The organism is Streptomyces sp. CB02414, assembly GCF_001905385.1.
Classification (GTDB): domain Bacteria; phylum Actinomycetota; class Actinomycetes; order Streptomycetales; family Streptomycetaceae; genus Streptomyces.
In genome coordinates this window covers 745,883-770,794 of sequence record NZ_LIPF01000002.1, presented here as the reverse complement: position 1 = coordinate 770,794, position 24,912 = coordinate 745,883, and the positions used below count along the sequence as shown (strand labels likewise).

The following is a 24,912-nucleotide window of genomic DNA, read 5'->3' as shown; positions in this document are numbered from 1 at the left end:
GGCTCAGTAGGCCACACCCACACCCTGCTTCACGGTCGCCGCGTCCTCGGTCAACGCCAGCATCGCGTGGGCGACGTCGGCCCGGCCGACGAAACGCCCCTTGGCCGGGAAACCGCCGACCACCGTCCGGTACCGGCCGGTGAGCGGCTTGTCCTGCAGCCGCGGCGGCCGGACGACCGTCCAGTCCGTGCCGCTGCCCGCCAGCTCCTCCTCCATGGCGCGCAGGTCGGCGTACACGTCCTTCAGCACGGCGGAGACGATGCCGCGCACCGTCCGGTCCAGGGGGCCGTCGCCCTGCGGCGGCGGACCCACCGGGGCGGCGCTGACCACCAGCACCCGGTGCACGTCCTCCGCCCGCATCGCGCCGAGCACCGTACGGGTCAGCCGGGTCGCGACGCCCGCGTCCTTCCGGCTGCGGGCGCCGAGCCCGGACAGCACGGCGTCCCGCCCGGCCACCGCCGGACGCACCGAGGCCGGGTCGCTCAGATCAGCGCGGAACACCTCCAGGCGCTCCCCGCTCACGGACAGCCGCGCGGGGTCCCGGACGACGGCGGTGACGTGGTGCCCCGCGCCGAGCGCCTGGCGTACGACCTCCTGGCCGATGCCTCCGGTGGCGCCGAAGACGGTGAGTTTCATGGCGTGCCCCATCCGACGATCCGGTGGGTGAGTACTCACTCACCCAGGTCTCTCCTATGGTGAGTAAGTACTCACCCACGGTCAAGCCCCGACTGGAGCAGCCATGCCGCCCACCAAGCCGGCCCGGGAACGCCTCCTGGACGCCGCACACGAACTGATGCTCACCGTCGGGCTCGCCCGTACCACCACCAAGGAGATCGCCAAGGGGGCGGACTGCTCGGAGGCGGCGCTGTACAAGCACTTCGCCAGCAAGGAGGAGCTGTTCATCCGCGTCCTCTCCGAGCGGCTGCCCCGGCTCGCGCCCCTGCTGCACAGCCTGGCCGCCGAGCCGGAGCGGGGCTCGCTCGAGGAGAACCTCACGGAGATCGCCCACCGCGCGGCGCTCTTCTACGAACAGAGCTTCCCGATCGCCGCGTCGCTGTACGCCCAGACGGAACTGAAGCGACGGCACGACGAGGCGATGCGGGAGCTGGGCACCGGCCCGCACCTGCCCATCGAGGGCCTGGACGCCTACCTGCGCGCCGAGCAGGCCGCGGGGCGGGTCCGGGGGGACGCGGACACGTTCGCGGCGGCGTCGCTGTTGCTGGGCGCTTGTGCGCAGCGGGCGTTCGCGTACGACGCGGTGGGGGAGGGCGGGATGCCGGCGGCTGACGCGTTTGCGCGGCGGCTGGTGCGGACGGTGTTGGCGGGGATCGGCGGGGCGGGTGGGTGAGGGCACCCGGCGTTCCTGGTCACCCGGCGTGGGTGTGGGCGTCGGGGGTGGGTCGCGCGGCCCGGCGCTGCCGGGGTGCCGCTGCACCCACCCGTGCCGCCCTGGGGGTACCTCCCAGGCCGTTCAGGCACTGGGGGAGGCACGACTGCCCGCAGCTCGGCGGCGTGGCGGCCCGGCGCCCGCAGCCGGGCGCGATGACGAGGCCCCACGCGGAGGCGGCGCGCCCGCGTGGACGGTTGGCCGCGTACGGCGGGAAGGGGACGTGTCGGGGGGTGTCCGCCCGCAGCGGTTGGCGCGGCCGCGCCGTTCAGCCCCGTAGCCGACCGATTCCGCGCCGTTCCGAGGACGGACACCCCCCGGCGCGGCCCCGACCCACACCACGCACCGCGCTACCCGCACCCCCACCGAACCCGCAGCGGCGCCGCAGGCACCCCCGCCGCCCCTACCCCGCAAGCCACTCGTCCACCCCAGCCAGCAGCTGCCCCTTCACCTCCTCCGGCGCAGCCGACCCCCGCACCGACTGCCGCGCCAGTTCCGCCAGTTCCGCGTCCGTGAACCCGTGGTGCTCGCGCGCGATCTCGTACTGCGCCGCCAGTCGCGCCCCGAACAGCAGCGGATCGTCCGCGCCCAGCGCCATCGGCACCCCCGCCTCGAACAGCGTCCGCAGCGGCACGTCCTCGGGCTTCTCGTACACGCCCAGCGCGACGTTCGACGCCGGACACACCTCGCACGTCACCTGCCGGTCGGCGAGCCGCTTCAGCAGCCGCGGATCCTCCGCCGCCCGCACCCCGTGCCCGACCCGGTCCGCCTCCAGGTCGTCCAGACAGTCCCGCACCGACGCCGGCCCGGTCAGTTCACCCCCGTGCGGCGCGCTCAGCAGCCCCCCGTCCCGCGCGATCGCGAACGCCCGGTCGAAGTCCCGCGCCATCCCCCGCCGCTCGTCATTCGACAGCCCGAACCCGACGATCCCCCGGTCCGCGTACCGCACCGCCAGCCGCGCCAGCGTCCGCGCGTCCAGCGGATGCTTCATCCGATTGGCCGCCACCAGCACCCGCATCCCGATCCCGGTGTCCCGCACGGTCGTCTCGACCGCGTCCAGGATGATCTCCAGCGCCGGGATCAGCCCACCCAGCCGCGGCGCGTACGACGTCGGGTCCACCTGGATCTCCAGCCACCGCGACCCGTCCCGCAGATCCTCCTCCGCGGCCTCCCGCACCAGCCGCTGGATGTCCTCCGGTTCCTGCAGACACGACCGCGCCGCGTCGTACAGCCGCTGGAAGCGGAACCACCCCCGCTCGTCCGTCGCCCGCAGCTTCGGCGACTCGCCGCGGCCCAGCGCCTCGGTGAGCGTCTCGGGCAGCCGCACACCGTGCTTGTCGGCCAGTTCCAGCAGGGTCGTGGGCCGCATCGACCCGGTGAAGTGCAGGTGCAGATGGGCCTTCGGCAGTTCAGAGAGATCACGTACACGCTCCATTCCGTGATCCTGCCGCACGACACGCCCGGCCCGACAGCACTTTCCCCGTACGTGGTCTTGCTCGCACAAACAAACAGGGCACCCCGTGACGTCACGGGGTGCCCTCTCGCGGTGGGCGGGGATCAGTCCCGCGCCTCCGCCAGCAGCTTCTGGATCCGGCTCACGCCCTCCACGAGGTCCTCGTCCCCGAGCGCGTACGACAGCCGCAGGTACCCGGGCGTACCGAACGCCTCACCCGGCACCACGGCGACCTCGGCCTCCTCCAGGATCAGCGCGGCCAGCTCCACCGTGTCCTGCGGACGCTTGCCGCGGATCTCCTTGCCGAGCAGCCCCTTCACCGACGGGTAGGCGTAGAACGCCCCCTCCGGCTCCGGGCACAGCACGCCGTCGATCTCGTTCAGCATCCGCACGATGGTCCGGCGGCGCCGGTCGAAGGCCTCCCGCATCTTCGCCACGGCGTTCAGGTCGCCGGAGACCGCGGCCAGCGCCGCCGCCTGGGCGACGTTGGACACGTTGGACGTGGCGTGCGACTGGAGGTTCGTCGCGGCCTTGACCACGTCCTTCGGGCCGATGACCCACCCGACGCGCCAGCCGGTCATCGCGTACGTCTTGGCGACACCGTTGACCACGATGCACTTGTCGCGCAGCTCGGGCAGGACCGCCGGCATGGACACCGAGGAGGCGTCGCCGTAGACGAGGTGCTCGTAGATCTCGTCCGTCAGCACCCACAGCCCGTGCTCGACGGCCCACTTGCCGATCGCCTCGGTCTCCGCCTCGCTGTACACCGCGCCCGTCGGGTTCGACGGCGACACGAACAGGACGACCTTCGTCTTCTCGGTGCGCGCGGCCTCCAGCTGCTCCACGCTCACCCGGTAGCCGGTCGTCTCGTCGGCGACGACCTCGACCGGGACACCGCCGGCCAGCCGGATCGACTCGGGGTACGTCGTCCAGTACGGCGCCGGGACGATGACCTCGTCGCCCGGGTCGAGGATCGCGGCGAACGCCTCGTAGATGGCCTGCTTGCCGCCGTTGGTGACCAGGATCTGCGACGGGTCGACCTCGTAGCCGGAGTCGCGCAGCGTCTTCGCGGCGATCGCGGCCTTCAGCTCGGGCAGGCCGCCGGCCGGCGTGTAGCGGTGGAACTTCGGGTTCTTGCAGGCCTCGATCGCGGCCTCGACGATGTAGTCCGGCGTCGGGAAGTCGGGCTCACCGGCGCCGAAGCCGATCACCGGTCGCCCGGCGGCCTTGAGGGCCTTGGCCTTGGCGTCCACGGCGAGGGTGGCGGACTCGGAGATCGCGCCGACTCGGGCGGAGACCCGGCGCTCGGTGGGAGGAGTTGCAGCGCTCATGGCCCCATCGTTCCAGACCGGAAACTTCCCGGGCACAGGGGTTTCACGGACTGAGCAGAACCGGACCGGGACCTGATACCGGACCGGGCGGAGCCCTGAACATCAGTCCGGACGTCCTTTCTGTTCGACGCCCGGGCGTTGAGCACGTACACTCTCACCTCGTTGGCCTTCAGCGGCCCGCACTCATCCGGTGCACACCGAGCATCCGGGCGGATGCGGTACGTTGGGGACACACAAAGGGTCGTAGCTCAATTGGTAGAGCACTGGTCTCCAAAACCAGCGGTTGGGGGTTCAAGTCCCTCCGGCCCTGCTACACACACCTTCGCCAGGATGTGTGCGCATGTACGTACAGCAATGCACCGCCGTGCGGCTCAGACCGGGCGCGGCACGGCCACGACCCGGAATCAGGTGAGGACGAGTGACGGACGCCGTGGGCTCCATCGACATGCCTGATGCCGAAGACGAGGCTCCGGACTCCAAGAAGAAGTCCCGCAAGGGCGGCAAACGCGCCAAGAAGGGCCCGCTGAAGCGGCTGGCGCTCTTCTACCGCCAGATTGTCGCGGAGCTGCGCAAGGTTGTCTGGCCGACTCGCAGTCAGCTGTCGACGTACACCACCGTGGTGATCATCTTCGTGGTCATCATGATCGGCCTGGTGACTCTGATTGACTATGGCTTCTCTCACGCCGCCAAGTACGTCTTCGGCTGAGTCGAGAGCGAAGGGCGCCGAGGTACCCGGCGCCCCTTTCGCGTGTTCCACCCCTATGTATCCAGGAAGAAGCAGCCACAGTGTCTGACCCGAACGTGAACGACGCCATCGAGCCGGTCGAGTCCGTCGAGGACGAGCTCGGCACCGTCGAGGGCGCCGACAACGAGGACACCCAGGTCTCCGCCGAGACCGAGGCTGCCGACGACGCCGCCGCGGACGCGGACGAGACCGCCGAGGCCCAGGACGAGGCCGTCGAGGCGGGCACCGCGGACGACGGCGAAGCCGAGACGGACGCGGACGAGACCGCCGAGGCCGAGGCCGCGCCCGAGGAGCCGGAGCTCGACCCGATCGAGGCGCTCCGCCGTGAGCTGCGCGTCCTCCCCGGCGAGTGGTACGTCATCCACACCTACGCCGGTTACGAGAACCGCGTGAAGACCAACCTCGAGCAGCGCGCCGTCTCCCTCAACGTCGAGGACTACATCTTCCAGGCCGAGGTGCCGCAGGAAGAGGTCGTCCAGATCAAGAACGGCGACCGCAAGACGATCCGGCAGAACAAGCTGCCCGGCTACGTCCTCGTCCGCATGGACCTGACCAACGAGTCCTGGGGTGTCGTCCGCAACACCCCCGGCGTCACCGGCTTCGTCGGCAACGCCTACGACCCGTACCCGCTGACGCTGGACGAGATCGTCAAGATGCTCGCCCCGGAGGCCGAGGAGAAGGCCGCCCGCGAGGCCGCCGAGGCCGAGGGCAAGCCGGCCCCGCAGCGCAAGGTCGAGGTCCAGGTCCTGGACTTCGAGGTCGGCGACTCGGTCACCGTCACCGACGGCCCGTTCGCCACGCTGCAGGCCACGATCAACGAGATCAACGCCGACTCGAAGAAGGTCAAGGGCCTCGTCGAGATCTTCGGCCGCGAGACCCCGGTCGAGCTGAGCTTCGACCAGATCCAGAAGAACTAGCTTCTTCTGGACGTACAGCTTCCGAACAGGTCGGACGGGCCCTCGCTGCCCGTCTGACCTGCTCGGTTTTCAGCCGCACATCCATACCCGTTATCGTTGTGCGGTATGCCTGCGTCCGGGTGGTCCCCGAGACGCGGGCAGGACCCGAATCGAAAGGACCCGGAGAGCTATGCCTCCCAAGAAGAAGAAGGTCACGGGGCTCATCAAGCTCCAGATCCAGGCCGGTGCCGCCAACCCGGCTCCGCCGGTCGGCCCCGCGCTGGGTCAGCACGGCGTGAACATCATGGAGTTCTGCAAGGCCTACAACGCCGCGACCGAGTCGCAGCGTGGCTGGGTCATCCCGGTGGAGATCACGGTCTACGAGGACCGCTCCTTCACCTTCATCACCAAGACGCCGCCGGCCGCCAAGATGATCCTCAAGGCCGCGGGCGTGGAGAAGGGCTCCGGCGAGCCGCACAAGACCAAGGTCGCGAAGATCACGCGCGAGCAGGTCCGTGAGATCGCCACCACGAAGATGCCCGACCTCAACGCCAACGACCTGGACCAGGCGGAGAAGATCATCGCCGGTACCGCGCGTTCCATGGGCGTCACGGTCGAGGGCTGACCTCCACCCCCGTAAGCAAGCAGAAGTGGCGGGGCCTGCTCGGCCCGTACCACGACTCCTAAGAAGCCAACAGGAGCAGTAGTGAGCAAGCGCAGCAAGTCTCTCCGCGCTGCGGACGCCAAGATCGACCGGGAGAAGCTCTACGCCCCGCTCGAGGCCGTCCGTCTCGCCAAGGAGACCTCCACGACCAAGTTCGACGGCACCGTCGAGGTCGCCTTCCGCCTGGGTGTCGACCCGCGCAAGGCCGACCAGATGGTCCGTGGCACCGTGAACCTCCCGCACGGCACCGGTAAGACCGCCCGGGTCCTGGTCTTCGCGACCGGTGACCGTGCCGAGGCCGCGCGTGCCGCGGGCGCCGACATCGTCGGCGCCGACGAGCTGATCGACGAGGTGTCGAAGGGCCGTCTGGACTTCGACGCCGTCGTCGCCACCCCGGACCTCATGGGCAAGGTCGGCCGCCTCGGCCGCGTGCTCGGTCCCCGTGGTCTCATGCCGAACCCGAAGACCGGCACCGTGACCCCGGACGTCGCCAAGGCTGTCAACGACATCAAGGGCGGCAAGATCGAGTTCCGCGTCGACAAGCACTCGAACCTGCACTTCATCATCGGCAAGACGTCGTTCGACGACACCAAGCTGGTGGAGAACTACGCCGCGGCGCTGGAGGAAGTCCTCCGTCTGAAGCCGTCGGCCGCCAAGGGCCGGTACATCAAGAAGGCCGCCCTCAGCACCACGATGGGCCCCGGCATTCCGCTGGACTCCAACCGCACCCGCAACCTCCTCGTCGAGGAGGACCCGGCCGCGGTCTGAGCCCACGGCTCGCCCCACCGGTTCACGGGCCCCGCACCTTCCGAGGTGCGGGGCCCGTTCCGTTTTCCGTACGGGTGTCGCAGCCCTGCGTTAACGTGCGGGGCAGGGGGTGGGGCGGATGAGGGGCACGAGCAGCACCAGGCCACGCCGTGCGGTCGCGTCGGTCGCGGTGACGGTGGCGCTGGGGTGCGTCACGGCCTGCACCTCCTCCGACGGGCCCGCCGGCTCCACGGCGTCCGCCGACCCGTCGACCGCGCCCCTGCGGTCGGTGGAGCGGGCCACCGCGCGGGCGGGCTCCGCGCGGGTCGAGTCCACGACCGTCATGGGCGGTGAGCTCTCCCTGGAGGCCACGGGCGCCCTCGGCTGGGACGGCGGTCTCACCGGCACCCTGAAGATCACCTACACGGGCGGTACGACCGCCGAGACCATGCGCCGGCTGGGCACCACCGCCATGGAGGCCCGGTACCTGCCCGACGCCTACTACGCCCGGATGGGCGACGAGTTCGCCGACCGGGTGGGCGGCCGGCACTGGATCAAGTACGGCTACGCCGACCTGGAGGACCTCTCGGGCGGCGCGGCCGGTGTCGCGGACGGGATGCGCCGCACCACGCCCGACCGGACGGTGAAGCGGCTCCTGGCCTCCGACGACGTACGCAGGGTGGGTCAGGAGACGACCCGCGGCCGGCGCACCACGCACTGGACCGGCACCGTGGGCGGCACGGCCGGGCAGGCCGGTCAGACCGTCGACATCTGGGTGGACGACCGGGACCTGCTGGTCAAGAAGGTCGAGCGGGGACGGACGGAGACGGGGGAGCTGACCCAGACCGCGTACTACAGCGACTACGGCGTCGAGGTGGCCGCCGAGCGCCCGCCGGCCTCCGACACCGCGGACTTCACGGAGCTGCTGCGGTCGGCACAGGACAACGGTTGAGCCACAGATGGCACAGGACCGGTCGCAAATCACAAGATCGTTCGAACCATTCCGGATAAGCTCACGTCCTCGCTGTTGAGCGGCAGCTGTCTGAGAGGCGGCTGTGGGGAAGCGATCTCCGTGCTGTGGAGAAGCCGTCTGTCCCCCGTGCTCACTGATTCCCGTGGGGGGAAAGCATGAAGACTTCCGTACGCATGCCCGTCGGTGCCGGACTGGCCGCGCTGCTGCTCGCCGCCGGTGCGGTGGGCTGCTCCAAGGAGGACGAGGCCGGTGAGTCCCCGGAGATGACGCCGGCGGCGGCCGTGGCCGAGGCGGCGAAGAAGACGGAGGAGATCGACTCCTTCAGCTACCGCATGACCGGAAAGGCCCCCGAGGAGGGCCGGGTCGAGGCCGAGGCCCAGATGCAGATCGAGCCCACGCTCGCGATGAGCATGAAGATGACGGCGCTCGACCAGGGCGCCGACGCCAAGGCGGAGATCCGGATCGTCGACAAGGCCATGTACATCGGCGGCGGAGCCGCGGCGGCCAAGGAGATGGACGGCAAGAGCTGGATGAAGTTCGACCTGGCCGCGATGGGGGCCGGCGACGAGCTGAACCAGATGGGCGGAGCCTCCCAGGCCGACAAGAACCCGGCGACCGAGTCCACCTTCCTCACCGGCGCCAAGGACGTGGAGAAGGTCGGCACCGAGACCGTGGACGGCGTCGAGACCACCCACTACAAGGGCACCGTCACCCTCGCCGACCTGGAGAAGTCCCTCGCGGACGAGGACAAGGCCACCCAGGAGAAGCGGCAGAAGAGCATCGAGCAGTACGAGAAGATGGGCATCGACAAGCTCACGATGGACATGTGGGTCGACGGCGACGACCAGACCAAGCAGTTCCGGATGCGCGGCGACGCCGACAAGGGCCCGCTGGACATGACCATCACCTTCCTCGGCATCAACGAGCCCGTGAAGGTCACCGCCCCGCCGGCCAAGGACACGGTCGACCTGGCGGAGATGATGAAGGAGGCCCAGCAGGGCTGAGACCCGGCAGGGCTGAGTCGCCGTACGGGTGGATTTGCTTGACACTGCCCCGTTCACGTACGCTCTTCCACGAAGCCAAAGACCGCTGGTCGTTGCCGTGTGCTCGCGAGAGTCACGGTGGCCGAAGGATCCGCTGAACTGCGGACGACCCGCGCAGGTGACTGTGGATGAACTCCCGGAGTACGCGCCCCGCGCGTGTGCCGACCGGTCGAGTCACGCCCCGTGCGCCTGCGCCGGGGCGTTTCGTTTTCCCCAGTCCTCCTTCGGGTCCGCGCGGTCCGAATCACCCGGAAGGAGGCCGAGGCTCTATGGCGACGCCCGAAAAGGCTGCCGCGGTTGCCGAGCTGACGGACAAGTTCCGCAGCTCCAACGCCGCCGTGCTGACCGAGTACCGCGGTCTCACCGTGGCGCAGCTCAAGACGCTGCGCCGGTCGCTCGGTGAGAACGCCCAGTACGCCGTGGTGAAGAACACGCTGACCAAGATTGCGGCCAACGAGGCCGGGATCACGCTCGACGACCAGCTCTTCGCTGGTCCGACGGCCGTCGCCTTCGTCACCGGTGACCCGGTGGAGTCGGCGAAGGGTCTGCGCGACTTCGCCAAGGACAACCCGAACCTCGTCATCAAGGGCGGTGTCCTTGACGGCAAGGCGCTGTCCGCCGACGAGATCAAGAAGCTTGCGGACCTCGAGTCCCGCGAGGTTCTGCTCTCCAAGCTGGCCGGTGCCATGAAGGGCAAGCAGTCCCAGGCTGCCTCTGTCTTCCAGGCGCTGCCGTCGAAGCTCGTCCGCACCGTGGACGCGCTCCGTGCCAAGCAGGACGAGCAGGGCGGTGCCGAGTAATTCGGCTCGCTTTCTGACCCACGCCGCCTAGCGGCACGGGTCGCAGCGGGCCCGACGTACGCCCGCCTCACCCCGTACATCCGGCACCTGCCGAATTAGTGGAAGGACCGCCATCATGGCGAAGCTCAGCCAGGACGACCTGCTCGCCCAGTTCGAGGAGATGACCCTCATCGAGCTCTCCGAGTTCGTGAAGGCCTTCGAGGAGAAGTTCGACGTCACCGCCGCCGCTGCCGCGCCGGTCGTCGTCGCCGGTGGTGCCGGTGCCGGTGCCGCTGCCGACGCCCCGGAGGAGAAGGACGAGTTCGACGTCATCCTCACCGGCGCCGGCGACAAGAAGATCCAGGTCATCAAGGTCGTGCGCGAGCTGACCTCCCTGGGTCTGAAGGAGGCCAAGGACCTCGTCGACGGCACCCCGAAGCCGGTCCTCGAGAAGGTCAACAAGGAGGCCGCTGACAAGGCCGCCGAGTCCCTCAAGGGCGCCGGCGCCTCCGTCGAGGTCAAGTAAGACCGCACCGGCACCACGGATCCGTCAGGGTCTGTAACGCCGTAGCACCGAAGAGCGATCATCCATCCGGGTGGTCGCTCTTCGGCGTACCGGGGGTTGGGCGGCGGCTGCCTTGCACGTGTGACGGCGAAGAGTATGGTGATCTTCGTCGTGCCGTCTCCGGGGCCCTGAGAGCCGCTGGAGGCAACCGGTTCGGGCCAAGGGGGGCCTTGACGAACCGCACGCAGCGCGCAATTCTCAGGGCGTCGTCAAAGGATCCGAATCCGAGGCATGGATCGACGGCGAAGAGGGCAGTATCTGGGTGCGTTGAGGGCGAGGCCTTGCCGCACAGGTGGTGAGAACAACGAGGAGTGAACACGGTTCCCGAGGACCGCACTGGACATCAGTGTGCCAAGTGGCTACACTGACCCTTTGCGCTGCCTGTTAGCTGCCCCCTGCCCGTCACCAGGGGTCTGCCCTCGCCCGAGCACTGACGATCAGAGCATGCCCGACCTGGCTCTTTAGCCACATCAGGCACCCCCTGTCTCCGTGCACGGAAGAGGGGCCGGTACGCGCGTAGTGAGTCCGAGCCCTCGGAAGGACCCCCTCTTGGCCGCCTCGCGCAATGCCTCGACCGCGAATACGAACAACGCTGCCAGCACCGCCCCGCTGCGCATCTCCTTTGCAAAGATCAAGGAGCCCCTCGAGGTTCCGAACCTTCTCGCGCTGCAAACCGAGAGCTTCGACTGGCTCCTCGGCAACGACGCCTGGAAGGCTCGCGTCGAGTCGGCTCTGGAGTCCGGTCAGGACGTCCCCACCAAGTCCGGTCTGGAGGAGATCTTCGAGGAGATCTCGCCGATCGAGGACTTCTCCGGGTCGATGTCGCTGACGTTCCGCGACCACCGCTTCGAGCCCCCCAAGAACAGCATCGACGAGTGCAAGGACCGTGACTTCACGTACGCGGCCCCGCTCTTCGTCACCGCCGAGTTCACCAACAACGAGACCGGCGAGATCAAGTCCCAGACGGTCTTCATGGGCGACTTCCCGCTCATGACCAACAAGGGCACCTTCGTCATCAACGGCACCGAGCGTGTCGTCGTGTCGCAGCTGGTCCGTTCGCCGGGTGTCTACTTCGACTCCTCCATCGACAAGACGTCCGACAAGGACATCTTCTCCGCCAAGATCATCCCGTCCCGGGGTGCCTGGCTGGAGATGGAGATCGACAAGCGCGACATGGTCGGTGTGCGCATCGACCGCAAGCGCAAGCAGTCCGTGACCGTCCTCCTCAAGGCCCTCGGCTGGACCACCGAGCAGATCCTCGAGGAGTTCGGCGAGTACGAGTCCATGCGCGCCACCCTGGAGAAGGACCACACCCAGGGCCAGGACGACGCGCTGCTCGACATCTACCGCAAGCTGCGTCCGGGCGAGCCCCCCACGCGTGAGGCCGCGCAGACGCTTCTGGAGAACCTGTACTTCAACCCGAAGCGCTACGACCTCGCCAAGGTCGGCCGCTACAAGGTCAACAAGAAGCTCGGCGCGGACGAGCCGCTGGACGCCGGCGTGCTCACCACCGACGACGTCATCGCCACCATCAAGTACCTGGTGAAGCTGCACGCCGGTGAGACCGAGACGATCGGCGAGTCGGGCCGGGAGATCGTCGTCGAGACCGACGACATCGACCACTTCGGCAACCGCCGTATCCGTAACGTCGGCGAGCTGATCCAGAACCAGGTCCGTACGGGTCTCGCCCGTATGGAGCGCGTCGTGCGCGAGCGCATGACCACCCAGGACGTCGAGGCGATCACGCCGCAGACCCTGATCAACATCCGGCCGGTCGTCGCCTCCATCAAGGAGTTCTTCGGCACCAGCCAGCTGTCCCAGTTCATGGACCAGAACAACCCGCTGTCGGGGCTGACGCACAAGCGTCGTCTGAACGCCCTCGGCCCGGGTGGTCTCTCCCGTGAGCGGGCGGGCTTCGAGGTCCGCGACGTGCACCCGTCGCACTACGGCCGTATGTGCCCGATCGAGACGCCCGAAGGCCCGAACATCGGTCTGATCGGCTCGCTCGCCTCGTACGGCCGGATCAACCCCTTCGGCTTCATCGAGACGCCTTACCGCAAGGTCGTCGACGGCCAGGTCACGGACGACGTGGACTACCTGACCGCCGACGAGGAGGACCGCTTCGTCATCGCGCAGGCCAACGCCACGCTCAACGACGACATGCGCTTCTCCGAGGCCCGCGTCCTGGTCCGCCGCCGTGGCGGCGAGGTCGACTACGTCCCCGGCGACGACGTCGACTACATGGACGTCTCGCCGCGCCAGATGGTGTCGGTCGCGACCGCCATGATCCCGTTCCTCGAGCACGACGACGCCAACCGTGCCCTCATGGGCGCGAACATGATGCGTCAGGCGGTGCCGCTCATCAAGAGCGAGTCCCCGCTGGTCGGCACCGGCATGGAGTACCGCTCCGCCGCCGACGCCGGCGACGTGGTCAAGGCCGAGAAGGCGGGTGTGGTCCAGGAGGTCTCCGCGGACTACATCACCACCACCAACGACGACGGCACGTACATCACGTACCGCCTGGCCAAGTTCTCCCGGTCCAACCAGGGCACCTCGGTCAACCAGAAGGTCATCGTCGCCGAGGGCGACCGGGTCATCGAGGGCCAGGTCCTGGCCGACGGTCCGGCCACCGAGAACGGCGAGATGGCGCTCGGCAAGAACCTGCTGGTCGCGTTCATGCCGTGGGAGGGTCACAACTACGAGGACGCGATCATCCTGTCGCAGCGCCTCGTGCAGGACGACGTCCTCTCCTCGATCCACATCGAGGAGCACGAGGTCGACGCCCGTGACACCAAGCTCGGCCCCGAGGAGATCACCCGGGACATCCCGAACGTCTCCGAGGAGGTCCTCGCCGACCTCGACGAGCGCGGCATCATCCGCATCGGTGCCGAGGTCGTCGCCGGCGACATCCTCGTCGGCAAGGTCACGCCCAAGGGTGAGACCGAGCTGACCCCGGAGGAGCGCCTGCTCCGCGCGATCTTCGGTGAGAAGGCGCGCGAGGTCCGTGACACCTCCCTGAAGGTGCCGCACGGTGAGATCGGCAAGGTCATCGGCGTCCGCGTCTTCGACCGCGAGGAGGGCGACGAGCTGCCGCCCGGCGTGAACCAGCTGGTCCGCGTCTACGTCGCGCAGAAGCGCAAGATCACCGACGGTGACAAGCTCGCCGGCCGCCATGGCAACAAGGGCGTCATCTCCAAGATCAACCCGATCGAGGACATGCCGTTCCTGGAGGACGGCACGCCCGTCGACATCATCCTGAACCCGCTGGGTGTCCCGTCCCGAATGAACCCGGGACAGGTCCTGGAGATCCACCTCGGCTGGCTCGCCAGCCGCGGCTGGGACGTCTCCGGCCTCGCGGAGGAGTGGGCGCAGCGCCTCCAGGCGATCGGCGCCGACAAGGTCGAGCCCGGCACCAACGTCGCCACCCCGGTCTTCGACGGTGCGCGCGAGGACGAGCTGGCCGGCCTGCTCCAGCACACCATCCCGAACCGCGACGGCGAGCGCATGGTGCTCCCGTCCGGCAAGGCGCGGCTGTTCGACGGCCGCAGCGGTGAGCCGTTCCCGGACCCGATCTCGGTCGGGTACATGTACATCCTCAAGCTCCACCACCTGGTCGACGACAAGCTGCACGCCCGGTCGACCGGCCCGTACTCGATGATCACCCAGCAGCCGCTGGGTGGTAAGGCCCAGTTCGGTGGCCAGCGCTTCGGTGAGATGGAGGTGTGGGCGCTGGAGGCTTACGGCGCCGCGTACGCCCTCCAGGAGCTGCTGACCATCAAGTCCGACGACGTGACCGGCCGCGTGAAGGTCTACGAGGCCATCGTCAAGGGCGAGAACATCCCTGAGCCCGGCATCCCCGAGTCCTTCAAGGTGCTCATCAAGGAGATGCAGTCCCTGTGCCTCAACGTGGAGGTGCTGTCCTCGGACGGCATGTCCATCGAGATGCGTGACACCGACGAGGACGTCTTCCGCGCTGCGGAGGAGCTCGGCATCGACCTGTCGCGGCGCGAGCCGAGCAGCGTCGAAGAGGTCTGACGGGAGTCAGGCGGGGCCTCCCACCCGGAGGCCCCGCCGATCCCGCGACCCCCGTTTCAGACCACAGACTTACAACCCTGAGAGGGATTGACGCATAGTGCTCGACGTCAACTTCTTCGACGAGCTCCGGATCGGTCTGGCCACCGCTGACGACATCCGTCAGTGGAGCCACGGCGAGGTCAAGAAGCCCGAGACCATCAACTACCGCACCCTCAAGCCCGAGAAGGACGGACTCTTCTGCGAGAAGATCTTCGGTCCGACCCGGGACTGGGAGTGCTACTGCGGCAAGTACAAGCGCGTCCGCTTCAAGGGCATCATCTGTGAGCGCTGCGGCGTCGAGGTCACGCGCGCCAAGGTGCGCCGTGAGCGGATGGGCCACATCGAGCTGGCCGCCCCCGTCACCCACATCTGGTACTTCAAGGGCGTCCCGTCGCGCCTGGGCTACCTGCTGGACCTGGCGCCGAAGGACCTCGAGAAGGTCATCTACTTCGCCGCGTACATGATCACCTTCGTGGACGAGGAGCGCCGCACGCGCGATCTGCCCTCGCTGGAGGCCCACGTCTCCGTCGAGCGCCAGCAGATCGAGCAGCGCCGCGACTCCGACCTGGAGGCCCGCGCCAAGAAGCTCGAGACCGACCTGGCCGAGCTGGAGGCCGAGGGCGCCAAGGCCGACGTGCGCCGCAAGGTGCGCGAGGGTGCCGAGCGTGAGATGAAGCAGCTGCGCGACCGTGCGCAGCGCGAGATCGACCGCCTCGACGAGGTGTGGAACCGGTTCAAGAACCTCAAGGTCCAGGACCTGGAGGGCGACGAGCTGCTCTACCGCGAGCTGCGCGACCGCTTCGGCACCTACTTCGACGGCTCCATGGGTGCGGCTGCCCTGCAGAAGCGCCTGGAGTCCTTCGACCTCGACGAGGAGGCCGAGCGCCTCCGCGAGATCATCCGCACCGGCAAGGGCCAGAAGAAGACCCGTGCGCTCAAGCGCCTCAAGGTCGTCTCCGCGTTCCTGCAGACCAGCAACAGCCCCAAGGGCATGGTGCTGGACTGCGTGCCGGTCATCCCGCCGGACCTGCGTCCGATGGTGCAGCTGGACGGTGGCCGCTTCGCGACCTCCGACCTGAACGACCTGTACCGCCGTGTCATCAACCGCAACAACCGCCTGAAGCGGCTTCTCGACCTCGGCGCGCCCGAGATCATCGTGAACAACGAGAAGCGCATGCTCCAGGAGGCCGTGGACGCCCTCTTCGACAACGGTCGTCGTGGTCGCCCGGTGACCGGTCCGGGCAACCGCCCGCTGAAGTCCCTGAGCGACATGCTCAAGGGCAAGCAGGGCCGCTTCCGTCAGAACCTGCTCGGCAAGCGAGTCGACTACTCGGCGCGTTCCGTCATCGTCGTCGGCCCGCAGCTGAAGCTGCACCAGTGCGGTCTGCCCAAGGCCATGGCGCTGGAGCTCTTCAAGCCGTTCGTGATGAAGCGCCTGGTCGACCTGAACCACGCGCAGAACATCAAGAGCGCCAAGCGCATGGTCGAGCGCGGCCGCACGGTCGTGTACGACGTGCTCGAAGAGGTCATCGCGGAGCACCCGGTTCTGCTGAACCGCGCGCCCACGCTGCACCGCCTCGGCATCCAGGCCTTCGAGCCGCAGCTGGTCGAGGGCAAGGCCATCCAGATCCACCCGCTCGTCTGCACCGCGTTCAACGCGGACTTCGACGGTGACCAGATGGCCGTCCACCTGCCGCTCTCCGCGGAGGCGCAGGCCGAGGCCCGCATCCTGATGCTGTCCTCGAACAACATCCTCAAGCCGGCCGACGGCCGTCCGGTGACGATGCCGACCCAGGACATGGTCCTCGGTCTGTTCTTCCTCACCACCGACGGCGAGGGCCGCGACCTCAAGGGCGAGGGCCGTGCCTTCGGGTCCGCCGCCGAGGCGATCATGGCGTTCGACGCGGGCGACCTGTCGCTCCAGTCGAAGGTCGACATCCGCTTCCCGGTGGGCACCATCCCGCCCCGCGGCTGGGAGCCCCCGGCCCGCGAGGAGGGTGAGCCGGAGTGGCAGCAGGGTGACACCTTCACCCTGAAGACCACGCTGGGCCGCGCGCTCTTCAACGAGCTGCTGCCCGAGGACTACCCCTTCGTCGACTACGAGGTGGGCAAGAAGCAGCTCTCCGAGATCGTCAACGACCTCGCCGAGCGCTACCCGAAGGTCATCGTGGCGGCGACGCTCGACAACCTGAAGGCGGCCGGCTTCTTCTGGGCCACCCGTTCCGGCGTGACCGTGGCCATCTCCGACGTCGTCGTTCCCGAGGCGAAGAAGGAGATCGTCCGCGGCTACGAGGCGCAGGACGAGAAGGTCCAGAAGCAGTACGAGCGCGGTCTGATCACCAAGGACGAGCGCACGCAGGAGCTCATCGCGATCTGGACCAAGGCGACCAACGAGGTCGCCGAGGCGATGAACGACAACTTCCCGAAGACCAACCCGATCTTCATGATGGTGAACTCGGGCGCACGAGGCAACATGATGCAGATGCGTCAGATCGCCGGTATGCGTGGTCTGGTGTCGAACGCGAAGAACGAGACGATCCCGCGTCCGATCAAGGCCTCCTTCCGTGAGGGCCTGTCCGTGCTGGAGTACTTCATCTCCACGCACGGTGCCCGTAAGGGTCTGGCGGACACCGCTCTGCGTACCGCCGACTCGGGTTACCTCACGCGTCGTCTGGTCGACGTCTCCCAGGACGTCATCATTCGCGAGGAGGACTGCGGCACCGAGCGCGGCCTCAAGCTGCCGATCGCCTCGCGCGACGCGGACGGCACGCTGCGCAAGACCGAGGACGTCGAGACCAGCGTCTACGCCCGCATGCTCGCCGAGGACGTCGTCATCGACGGCAAGGTGATCGCGCCGGCCAACGTCGACCTCGGTGACGTGCTCATCGACCAGCTCGTGCGCCACGGTGTCGAGGAGGTCAAGACCCGCTCGATCCTGACCTGCGAGTCCCAGGTCGGCACCTGCGCCATGTGCTACGGCCGCTCGCTGGCCACCGGCAAGCTGGTCGACATCGGTGAGGCGGTCGGCATCATCGCCGCCCAGTCCATCGGTGAGCCCGGTACCCAGCTGACGATGCGTACCTTCCACACCGGTGGTGTGGCCGGTGACGACATCACCCAGGGTCTGCCGCGTGTCGTCGAGCTCTTCGAGGCCCGTACCCCGAAGGGTGTCGCCCCGATCTCCGAGGCCTCCGGCCGTGTCCGGATCGAGGAGACCGAGAAGACCAAGAAGATCGTCGTCACCCCGGACGACGGCAGCGACGAGACGGCGTTCCCGATCTCGAAGCGTGCCCGTCTGCTGGTGGGCGAGGGCGACCACGTCGAGGTGGGCCAGAAGCTCACCGTGGGTGCCACCAACCCGCACGACGTGCTGCGCATCCTGGGTCAGCGTGCCGTCCAGGTCCACCTGGTCGGCGAGGTCCAGAAGGTCTACAACTCGCAGGGCGTGTCGATCCACGACAAGCACATCGAGATCATCATCCGGCAGATGCTGCGCCGCGTGACGATCATCGAGTCCGGCGACGCCGAGCTGCTGCCCGGCGAGCTGGTGGAGCGCTCGAAGTTCGAGACCGAGAACCGTCGTGTGGTCCAGGAGGGCGGTCACCCGGCCTCCGGTCGTCCGCAGCTGATGGGTATCACCAAGGCCTCGCTGGCGACGGAATCCTGGCTGTCGGCCGCCTCCTTCCAGGAGACGACCCGAGTCCTGACGGACGCGGCGATCAACGCCAAGTCCGACAGCCTCATCGGCCTCAAGGAGAACGTCATCATCGGTAAGCTCATCCCGGCCGGTACGGGCCTGTCCCGCTACCGCAACATCCGGGTCGAGCCGACCGAGGAGGCCAAGGCCGCGATGTACTCGGCCGTCGGCTACGACGACATCGACTACTCGCCGTTCGGCACGGGCTCCGGCCAGGCCGTTCCGCTGGAGGACTACGACTACGGTCCGTACAACCAGTAAGCGAGCAGTCGCTTGATCGCATGAAGGGCGGTCACCCCACGGGGTGGCCGCCCTTCGGCGTGAGCGGTGTCACCGGGTGTGGAGCACCGAGATCAGCAGGCCGTAGGTGGGGCTCGGGGTCAGGAAGACGCCGGTGGTCTTCAGGGTCAGGTCGGGAACGAGGGTGCCTTCGGGGAGGAGCCGGGGGGTGCCGGTGGAAAGGTCGACCTCGGCGGTCTGCTCGTTGTCCGTGCGCGTGTCGTCGAGCGTGCCGTAGGCGGTGCCGCCGTCGGCGATCGACCAGATGTACACGCTGGCCTTGCGTTCCGCACCCGCGTCGAGGCAGTGGCCGCTGCGCCGCTGGAGGTCGAAGGCGACGGTGCCGGCGGCGACGAAGCGGCCGTCGGGGGAGGCGACGGCCTTCTCGCCGTCCGGGCGGTCGCAGACGACGCTGGTCTCCAGCTTGCCCGTGGTCGCGTCGTGCAGGGCGGTCAGGGGCTGCACGACACTGCCGGACTCGGCCTGCCACCGGGTGAGGAGACGACCGCCGGCGACGCCCACGAACTCGTTGCTCGCCGTGTCGTCCGGGTACGTGGCGCCGGGCGGGGCCGCGTCACGGATGTCCCAGACGCCGGGCATCGACACGGCGCCCTGGGAGCGGTCGGAGACGACCCAGCCCTCGTCGGTCCCGATACGGCCGATGCCCTCGGCGCAGGCGTCCGCGCAGCGGTCGAGCGTACCGCTGGTGACGTCCACCGCGACGGCGTTCCTGTCGGTGTTCTCCGACTCCCAGTGGACCTCCAGACCTGTGCCGAAGTCGGCCACCCGGAGGCGGTCTTCGCCGAATGCCGACAGTTCGACCGGGATGTCGATCTCGCGGGCCGGAGCCACCGCGCTGCCCGAGGCGTCGGCCGGAAACACCTGGAGGCGGACGGACTGCTTGCCCTTGTTGAGGGCGTCCCCGCCGGTCTCGCCGTGGGCCCACAGCACGACGTACTCACGACCGTCCTGGACAGCCGTGGCCACGGAGGGCAGCAGCACCGGGCCACTCATCAGGCCGTCGGCCTCCGTGGGGGCGGGGGGATCCCAGGGCCGACTCGTGAAGCGGACCGCACCTGTGGAGGCGTCCCGCACCTGAACGACGTACCCGTCCTCGGTGGTGTCCACATAGGCGACCGTGTCGGTGCGGGTGCCGACGGCTGTCAGGGGCTGCGCGGCGTAGTCCTCCGGCATCCAGTCCAGAGTGTGCTGCCAACCCCGCTTCGGGTCGTAGGCGGAGGGGACGGTCAGCAGCTCCGAGGGACCCTCCGGGTCGGGGGACGTTCCGCGGGACGGCGAGGCGGAACCCTTGTTCGCGTCCGTCGCGTCCGGGGAGCCGCCTCCGCCGCAGCCGGCCAGTACCAGCGCCGCCAGTGTGGTGCTCACCACGGACATCGTCCTGCGCATGCTCCGCACGTCCTCTCGATGGTCAGTACCGCCGGGGCCGGATGATCATACGGATGAGCCGTCCGCGCCGACCCGGGAAGGGTCTGGTTCCGGCCCGTCCACTCGCGCCCCTGAGGCATTTGTTTTGACCGCAGCAAATGCGATAGGTACGCTCAGACCTTGTGCCTGGGGTGTGCCCTGGCCCTCGTGCGTGCCTACGACCGCACCGGGGCGTGCGTGGCCACCGTAAATCGCGTCTTCTTCCGCCCTGCGGCCGGAGCTCGCGGCTTCGACACACCCGACCGCGTGGGTCGGCGATGTTCCAGGTTAGCTTTACCATTCGGCACACAGAAACCGGAGAAGTAGTGCCTACGATCCAGCAGCTGGTCCGTAAGGGCCGGCAGGACAAGGTCGAGAAGAACAAGACGCCCGCACTCGAGGGTTCCCCTCAGCGTCGCGGCGTCTGCACGCGTGTGTTCACGACCACCCCGAAGAAGCCGAACTCGGCCCTGCGTAAGGTCGCGCGTGTGCGTCTGACCAGCGGGATCGAGGTCACCGCTTACATTCCGGGTGAGGGGCACAACCTGCAGGAGCACTCCATCGTGCTCGTGCGCGGCGGCCGTGTGAAGGACCTGCCTGGTGTTCGCTACAAGATCATCCGCGGTTCGCTCGACACCCAGGGTGTCAAGAACCGCAAGCAGGCCCGCAGCCGCTACGGCGCCAAGAAGGAGAAGTAAGAATGCCTCGTAAGGGCCCCGCCCCGAAGCGCCCGGTCATCATCGACCCGGTCTACGGTTCTCCTCTGGTGACCTCCCTGATCAACAAGGTGCTGCTGAACGGCAAGCGCTCCACCGCCGAGCGCATCGTCTACGGCGCCATGGAGGGCCTGCGCGAGAAGACCGGCAACGACCCGGTCATCACGCTCAAGCGCGCTCTCGAGAACATCAAGCCGACCCTCGAGGTCAAGTCCCGCCGTGTCGGTGGTGCGACGTACCAGGTGCCGATCGAGGTCAAGCCCGGTCGCGCCAACACCCTCGCGCTGCGCTGGCTGGTCGGTTACTCCCGCGCCCGTCGCGAGAAGACCATGACCGAGCGTCTGCTCAACGAGCTCCTCGACGCCTCCAACGGCCTCGGTGCCGCTGTGAAGAAGCGCGAGGACACGCACAAGATGGCCGAGTCCAACAAGGCCTTCGCGCACTACCGCTGGTAGTCGCTACCCACATCGAGACCGAGAGAAGACTGAAGCCTTATGGCTACCACTTCACTTGACCTGGCCAAGGTCCGCAACATCGGGATCATGGCCCACATCGACGCGGGCAAGACGACCACCACCGAGCGGATCCTGTTCTACACGGGTGTGTCGTACAAGATCGGTGAGGTCCACGACGGCGCCGCCACGATGGACTGGATGGAGCAGGAGCAGGAGCGTGGCATCACGATCACGTCTGCTGCGACCACCTGCCACTGGCCGCTCGAGGACAACGACTACACGATCAACATCATCGACACCCCGGGGCACGTCGACTTCACCGTCGAGGTGGAGCGTTCCCTGCGTGTGCTCGACGGTGCCGTGACCGTGTTCGACGGTGTCGCCGGTGTCGAGCCGCAGTCCGAGACGGTGTGGCGTCAGGCCGACCGTTACGGCGTGCCGCGCATCTGCTTCGTCAACAAGCTGGACCGTACCGGCGCCGAGTTCCACCGCTGCGTGGAGATGATCTCGGACCGCCTGGGCGCCCAGCCGCTCGTCATGCAGCTCCCGATCGGTGCCGAGGCCGACTTCCAGGGCGTCGTGGACCTCGTCCGCATGAAGGCGCTCGTGTGGTCCGCCGACGCGGCCAAGGGCGAGATGTACGAGACCGTCGACATCCCGGCCACGCACACCGAGGCCGCCGAGGAGTGGCGCGGCAAGCTGGTCGAGGCCGTCGCGGAGAACGACGAAGAGATCATGGAGCTGTTCCTGGAGGGCCAGGAACCCACCGAGGAGCAGCTGTACGCCGCGATCCGTCGTATCACCATCGCGTCCGGCAAGTCCGACGAGACCACCGTCACCCCGGTGTTCTGCGGCACCGCGTTCAAGAACAAGGGCGTCCAGCCCCTGCTCGACGCGGTCGTGCGCTACCTGCCGACCCCGCTCGACGTCGAGGCCATCGAGGGCCAGGACGTCAAGGACCCCGAGGTCGTCGTCAAGCGCAAGCCGTCCGAGGACGAGCCGCTGGCCGCGCTCGCGTTCAAGATCATGAGCGACCCGCACCTCGGCAAGCTCACCTTCGTCCGGGTCTACTCGGGCCGCCTGGTGTCCGGCACCGCCGTGCTGAACTCCGTCAAGGGCAAGAAGGAGCGCATCGGCAAGATCTACCGCATGCACGCGAACAAGCGTGAGGAGATCGAGTCGGTGGGCGCCGGCGACATCGTCGCCGTCATGGGCCTGAAGCAGACCACCACCGGTGAGACGCTGTCCGACGACAAGAACCCGGTCATCCTGGAGTCCATGGACTTCCCGGCGCCGGTCATCGAGGTCGCGATCGAGCCCAAGTCCAAGGGCGACCAGGAGAAGCTGGGTGTCGCCATCCAGCGTCTCGCGGAGGAGGACCCCTCCTTCCAGGTGCACACCAACGAGGAGACCGGCCAGACCGTCATCGGCGGTATGGGCGAGCTTCACCTCGAGGTGCTGGTCGACCGGATGAAGCGCGAGTTCAAGGTCGAGGCCAACGTCGGCAAGCCGCAGGTCGCGTACCGTGAGACGATCCGCAAGACCGTCGAGCGCGTGGACTACACCCACAAGAAGCAGACCGGTGGTACCGGTCAGTTCGCCAAGGTGCAGATCGCGATCGAGCCGATCGAGGGCGGCGACGCCTCGTACGAGTTCGTGAACAAGGTCACCGGTGGCCGCATCCCGAAGGAGTACATCCCTTCGGTGGACGCCGGTGCGCAGGAGGCCATGCAGTTCGGCATCCTGGCCGGCTACGAGATGACGGGCGTCCGCGTCACGCTCATCGACGGTGGCTACCACGAGGTCGACTCCTCCGAGCTCGCCTTCAAGATCGCCGGTTCGCAGGCCTTCAAGGAGGCCGCGCGCAAGGCTTCGCCCGTGCTCCTGGAGCCGATGATGGCCGTCGAGGTCACCACGCCCGAGGACTACATGGGTGAGGTCATCGGCGACATCAACTCCCGCCGTGGCCAGATCCAGGCCATGGAGGAGCGTGCGGGCGCCCGCGTCGTCAAGGGCCTCGTGCCCCTGTCGGAGATGTTCGGCTACGTCGGCGACCTCCGCAGCAAGACGTCGGGTCGCGCAAGCTACTCGATGCAGTTCGACTCCTACGCCGAGGTTCCCCGGAACGTCGCCGAGGAGATCATCGCGAAGGCCAAGGGCGAGTAACGGACTACTCCGTTTAACGGACCCCGTAAACACGCTTTAGGCTTGACCCCGGAGCCTGCATGGGGCATTCCGCCGTGAACCGGCGGAATGCCCCCGGCACCCGGGCTTTCCAGCAAAGATCACCTGGCGCCGATGAGTAAGGCGTACAGAACCACTCCACAGGAGGACCCCAGTGGCGAAGGCGAAGTTCGAGCGGACTAAGCCGCACGTCAACATCGGCACCATCGGTCACATCGACCACGGTAAGACGACCCTCACGGCCGCCATTACCAAGGTGCTGCACGACGCGTACCCGGACCTGAACGAGGCCTCGGCCTTCGACATGATCGACAAGGCGCCCGAGGAGCGCCAGCGCGGTATCACCATCTCCATCGCGCACGTCGAGTACCAGACCGAGACGCGTCACTACGCCCACGTCGACTGCCCCGGTCACGCGGACTACATCAAGAACATGATCACGGGTGCCGCGCAGATGGACGGCGCCATCCTCGTGGTCGCCGCCACCGACGGCCCGATGCCGCAGACCAAGGAGCACGTGCTCCTGGCCCGCCAGGTCGGCGTTCCGTACATCGTCGTCGCCCTGAACAAGGCCGACATGGTGGACGACGAGGAGATCCTGGAGCTCGTCGAGCTCGAGGTCCGTGAGCTCCTCTCCGAGTACGAGTTCCCGGGCGACGACGTTCCCGTCGTCAAGGTCTCCGCTCTGAAGGCCCTCGAGGGCGACAAGGAGTGGGGCAACTCGGTCCTCGAGCTCATGAAGGCCGTGGACGAGGCCATCCCGGAGCCCGAGCGCGACGTCGACAAGCCGTTCCTGATGCCGATCGAGGACGTCTTCACCATCACCGGTCGCGGTACGGTCGTCACCGGCCGCATCGAGCGTGGTGTCCTCAAGGTCAACGAGACCGTCGACATCATCGGCATCAAGACCGAGAAGACCACCACCACGGTCACCGGCATCGAGATGTTCCGCAAGCTGCTCGACGAGGGCCAGGCCGGTGAGAACGTCGGTCTGCTGCTCCGCGGCATCAAGCGCGAGGACGTCGAGCGCGGCCAGGTCATCATCAAGCCGGGCTCGGTCACCCCGCACACCGAGTTCGAGGCCCAGGCCTACATCCTGTCCAAGGACGAGGGTGGCCGCCACACGCCGTTCTTCAACAACTACCGTCCGCAGTTCTACTTCCGTACGACGGACGTGACCGGCGTCGTGACCCTCCCCGAGGGCACCGAGATGGTCATGCCGGGTGACAACACCGAGATGAAGGTGGAGCTCATCCAGCCCGTCGCCATGGAAGAGGGCCTGAAGTTCGCCATCCGCGAGGGTGGCCGGACGGTCGGCGCCGGCCAGGTCACCAAGATCAACAAGTAAGCTCCGCTTGCTTGTCGGTCAACTGACCTGACATGGGCTGATGCCTGAGGAGGGGCCCGCACGACTTCGGTCGTGCGGGCCCCTTCGTCGTTGCCGGAGGCCTGCGCGCGTCAATGGTGGCGGCCCAGTTGTCACTCGTCCGCGGTAACGA

General features: G+C 68.0%; 19 protein-coding genes and 1 tRNA gene. 16 read left to right on the top strand and 4 right to left on the bottom strand.

Features of this window, described 5'->3' with window-relative positions:
- Positions 1-3 precede the first annotated feature (3 nt).
- Complete coding sequence (locus tag AMK11_RS09680) at positions 4-636, bottom strand: NAD(P)-dependent oxidoreductase (protein WP_073725713.1); 633 nt, start codon at positions 634-636, stop codon at positions 4-6.
- Positions 637-739: 103 nt separating this feature from the next.
- Here AMK11_RS09680 and AMK11_RS09675 point away from each other — a divergent pair, with 103 nt between their 5' ends.
- Positions 740-1,348: a TetR/AcrR family transcriptional regulator gene (locus tag AMK11_RS09675; protein ID WP_073725174.1), complete on the top strand. Its 609-nt coding sequence runs from the start codon at positions 740-742 to the stop codon at positions 1,346-1,348.
- A gap of 442 nt (positions 1,349-1,790) precedes the next feature.
- Here AMK11_RS09675 and AMK11_RS09670 read toward each other — a convergent pair whose 3' ends face one another.
- Positions 1,791-2,822 carry an adenosine deaminase gene (locus AMK11_RS09670; RefSeq protein ID WP_073725172.1) on the bottom strand — a complete coding sequence of 344 codons (1,032 nt, stop codon included), beginning with the start codon at positions 2,820-2,822 and terminating at the stop codon, positions 1,791-1,793.
- Between the two features lie 122 nt (positions 2,823-2,944).
- Positions 2,945-4,171 carry a pyridoxal phosphate-dependent aminotransferase gene (locus AMK11_RS09665; RefSeq protein ID WP_073725170.1) on the bottom strand — a complete coding sequence of 409 codons (1,227 nt, stop codon included), beginning with the start codon at positions 4,169-4,171 and terminating at the stop codon, positions 2,945-2,947.
- A gap of 237 nt (positions 4,172-4,408) precedes the next feature.
- Here AMK11_RS09665 and AMK11_RS09660 point away from each other — a divergent pair.
- From AMK11_RS09660 to AMK11_RS09605, 11 genes are all read left to right on the top strand, one after another.
- A tRNA-Trp gene (locus AMK11_RS09660) sits at positions 4,409-4,481 on the top strand.
- A 108-nt stretch (positions 4,482-4,589) separates the two neighbouring features.
- The gene (secE, locus tag AMK11_RS09655) at positions 4,590-4,877 is read left to right on the top strand and encodes a preprotein translocase subunit SecE (RefSeq protein WP_073725168.1); all 288 of its coding nucleotides are present in this window, start codon (positions 4,590-4,592) and stop codon (positions 4,875-4,877) included.
- 80 nt (positions 4,878-4,957) lie between these two features.
- Positions 4,958-5,833: a transcription termination/antitermination protein NusG gene (gene nusG / locus AMK11_RS09650; RefSeq protein ID WP_073725166.1), complete on the top strand. Its 876-nt coding sequence runs from the start codon at positions 4,958-4,960 to the stop codon at positions 5,831-5,833.
- A gap of 169 nt (positions 5,834-6,002) precedes the next feature.
- Positions 6,003-6,437 carry a 50S ribosomal protein L11 gene (gene rplK / locus AMK11_RS09645; RefSeq protein WP_073725164.1) on the top strand — a complete coding sequence of 145 codons (435 nt, stop codon included), beginning with the start codon at positions 6,003-6,005 and terminating at the stop codon, positions 6,435-6,437.
- Positions 6,438-6,518: 81 nt separating this feature from the next.
- Positions 6,519-7,244: a 50S ribosomal protein L1 gene (gene rplA, locus AMK11_RS09640; protein ID WP_073725162.1), complete on the top strand. Its 726-nt coding sequence runs from the start codon at positions 6,519-6,521 to the stop codon at positions 7,242-7,244.
- A gap of 118 nt (positions 7,245-7,362) precedes the next feature.
- Positions 7,363-8,175, top strand: coding sequence for a hypothetical protein (locus tag AMK11_RS09635; RefSeq protein WP_073725160.1), 813 nt, complete (start codon positions 7,363-7,365; stop codon positions 8,173-8,175).
- Positions 8,176-8,351: 176 nt separating this feature from the next.
- Positions 8,352-9,200, top strand: a complete 849-nt coding sequence (locus AMK11_RS09630; protein WP_073725158.1) for an LppX_LprAFG lipoprotein — start codon at positions 8,352-8,354, stop codon at positions 9,198-9,200.
- A gap of 308 nt (positions 9,201-9,508) precedes the next feature.
- Entirely contained in the window at positions 9,509-10,039 is a 531-nt protein-coding gene (gene rplJ, locus AMK11_RS09625; RefSeq protein WP_073725156.1) for a 50S ribosomal protein L10, read from the top strand.
- Between the two features lie 115 nt (positions 10,040-10,154).
- Complete coding sequence (rplL, locus tag AMK11_RS09620; RefSeq protein WP_073725154.1) at positions 10,155-10,544, top strand: 50S ribosomal protein L7/L12; 390 nt, start codon at positions 10,155-10,157, stop codon at positions 10,542-10,544.
- 588 nt (positions 10,545-11,132) lie between these two features.
- Positions 11,133-14,618, top strand: coding sequence for a DNA-directed RNA polymerase subunit beta (gene rpoB / locus AMK11_RS09610; protein WP_073725152.1), 3,486 nt, complete (start codon positions 11,133-11,135; stop codon positions 14,616-14,618).
- A 97-nt stretch (positions 14,619-14,715) separates the two neighbouring features.
- Entirely contained in the window at positions 14,716-18,615 is a 3,900-nt protein-coding gene (locus tag AMK11_RS09605; RefSeq protein WP_073725150.1) for a DNA-directed RNA polymerase subunit beta', read from the top strand.
- Between the two features lie 69 nt (positions 18,616-18,684).
- On the opposite strand, the gene AMK11_RS09600 is transcribed toward AMK11_RS09605, so the two are convergent.
- A complete protein-coding gene (locus AMK11_RS09600) occupies positions 18,685-20,019 on the bottom strand; it encodes a hypothetical protein (RefSeq protein ID WP_143194567.1) in 1,335 nt (444 codons plus the stop codon).
- Between the two features lie 365 nt (positions 20,020-20,384).
- Between AMK11_RS09600 and rpsL the strand changes: the two genes are divergently transcribed.
- The 4 genes from rpsL to tuf all read left to right on the top strand — a co-directional run bounded on the left by rpsL (position 20,385) and on the right by tuf (position 24,761).
- Positions 20,385-20,756 (top strand): 30S ribosomal protein S12, encoded by a 372-nt coding sequence (gene rpsL / locus AMK11_RS09595; RefSeq protein ID WP_003948652.1) that lies wholly within the window; start codon positions 20,385-20,387, stop codon positions 20,754-20,756.
- A gap of 2 nt (positions 20,757-20,758) precedes the next feature.
- A complete protein-coding gene (gene rpsG, locus AMK11_RS09590) occupies positions 20,759-21,229 on the top strand; it encodes a 30S ribosomal protein S7 (protein ID WP_003974303.1) in 471 nt (156 codons plus the stop codon).
- Between the two features lie 39 nt (positions 21,230-21,268).
- Positions 21,269-23,395, top strand: coding sequence for an elongation factor G (gene fusA / locus AMK11_RS09585; protein WP_073725146.1), 2,127 nt, complete (start codon positions 21,269-21,271; stop codon positions 23,393-23,395).
- Positions 23,396-23,567: 172 nt separating this feature from the next.
- Complete coding sequence (gene tuf / locus AMK11_RS09580; protein WP_073725144.1) at positions 23,568-24,761, top strand: elongation factor Tu; 1,194 nt, start codon at positions 23,568-23,570, stop codon at positions 24,759-24,761.
- Positions 24,762-24,912: the final 151 nt, after the last annotated feature.

What these genes read in the sequence shown, in the direction of transcription:
- AMK11_RS09680 (WP_073725713.1), bottom strand. Translation starts at nt 636, where the DNA reads ATGAAACTCACCGTCTTCGGCGCCACCGGAGGCATCGGCCAGGAGGTC.
- AMK11_RS09675 (WP_073725174.1), top strand. Translation starts at nt 740, where the DNA reads ATGCCGCCCACCAAGCCGGCCCGGGAACGCCTCCTGGACGCCGCACAC.
- AMK11_RS09670 (WP_073725172.1), bottom strand. Translation starts at nt 2,822, where the DNA reads ATGGAGCGTGTACGTGATCTCTCTGAACTGCCGAAGGCCCATCTGCAC.
- AMK11_RS09665 (WP_073725170.1), bottom strand. Translation starts at nt 4,171, where the DNA reads ATGAGCGCTGCAACTCCTCCCACCGAGCGCCGGGTCTCCGCCCGAGTC.
- rplK (WP_073725164.1), top strand. Translation starts at nt 6,003, where the DNA reads ATGCCTCCCAAGAAGAAGAAGGTCACGGGGCTCATCAAGCTCCAGATC.
- AMK11_RS09635 (WP_073725160.1), top strand. Translation starts at nt 7,363, where the DNA reads ATGAGGGGCACGAGCAGCACCAGGCCACGCCGTGCGGTCGCGTCGGTC.
- AMK11_RS09630 (WP_073725158.1), top strand. Translation starts at nt 8,352, where the DNA reads ATGAAGACTTCCGTACGCATGCCCGTCGGTGCCGGACTGGCCGCGCTG.
- rplJ (WP_073725156.1), top strand. Translation starts at nt 9,509, where the DNA reads ATGGCGACGCCCGAAAAGGCTGCCGCGGTTGCCGAGCTGACGGACAAG.
- rplL (WP_073725154.1), top strand. Translation starts at nt 10,155, where the DNA reads ATGGCGAAGCTCAGCCAGGACGACCTGCTCGCCCAGTTCGAGGAGATG.
- rpsG (WP_003974303.1), top strand. Translation starts at nt 20,759, where the DNA reads ATGCCTCGTAAGGGCCCCGCCCCGAAGCGCCCGGTCATCATCGACCCG.
- fusA (WP_073725146.1), top strand. Translation starts at nt 21,269, where the DNA reads ATGGCTACCACTTCACTTGACCTGGCCAAGGTCCGCAACATCGGGATC.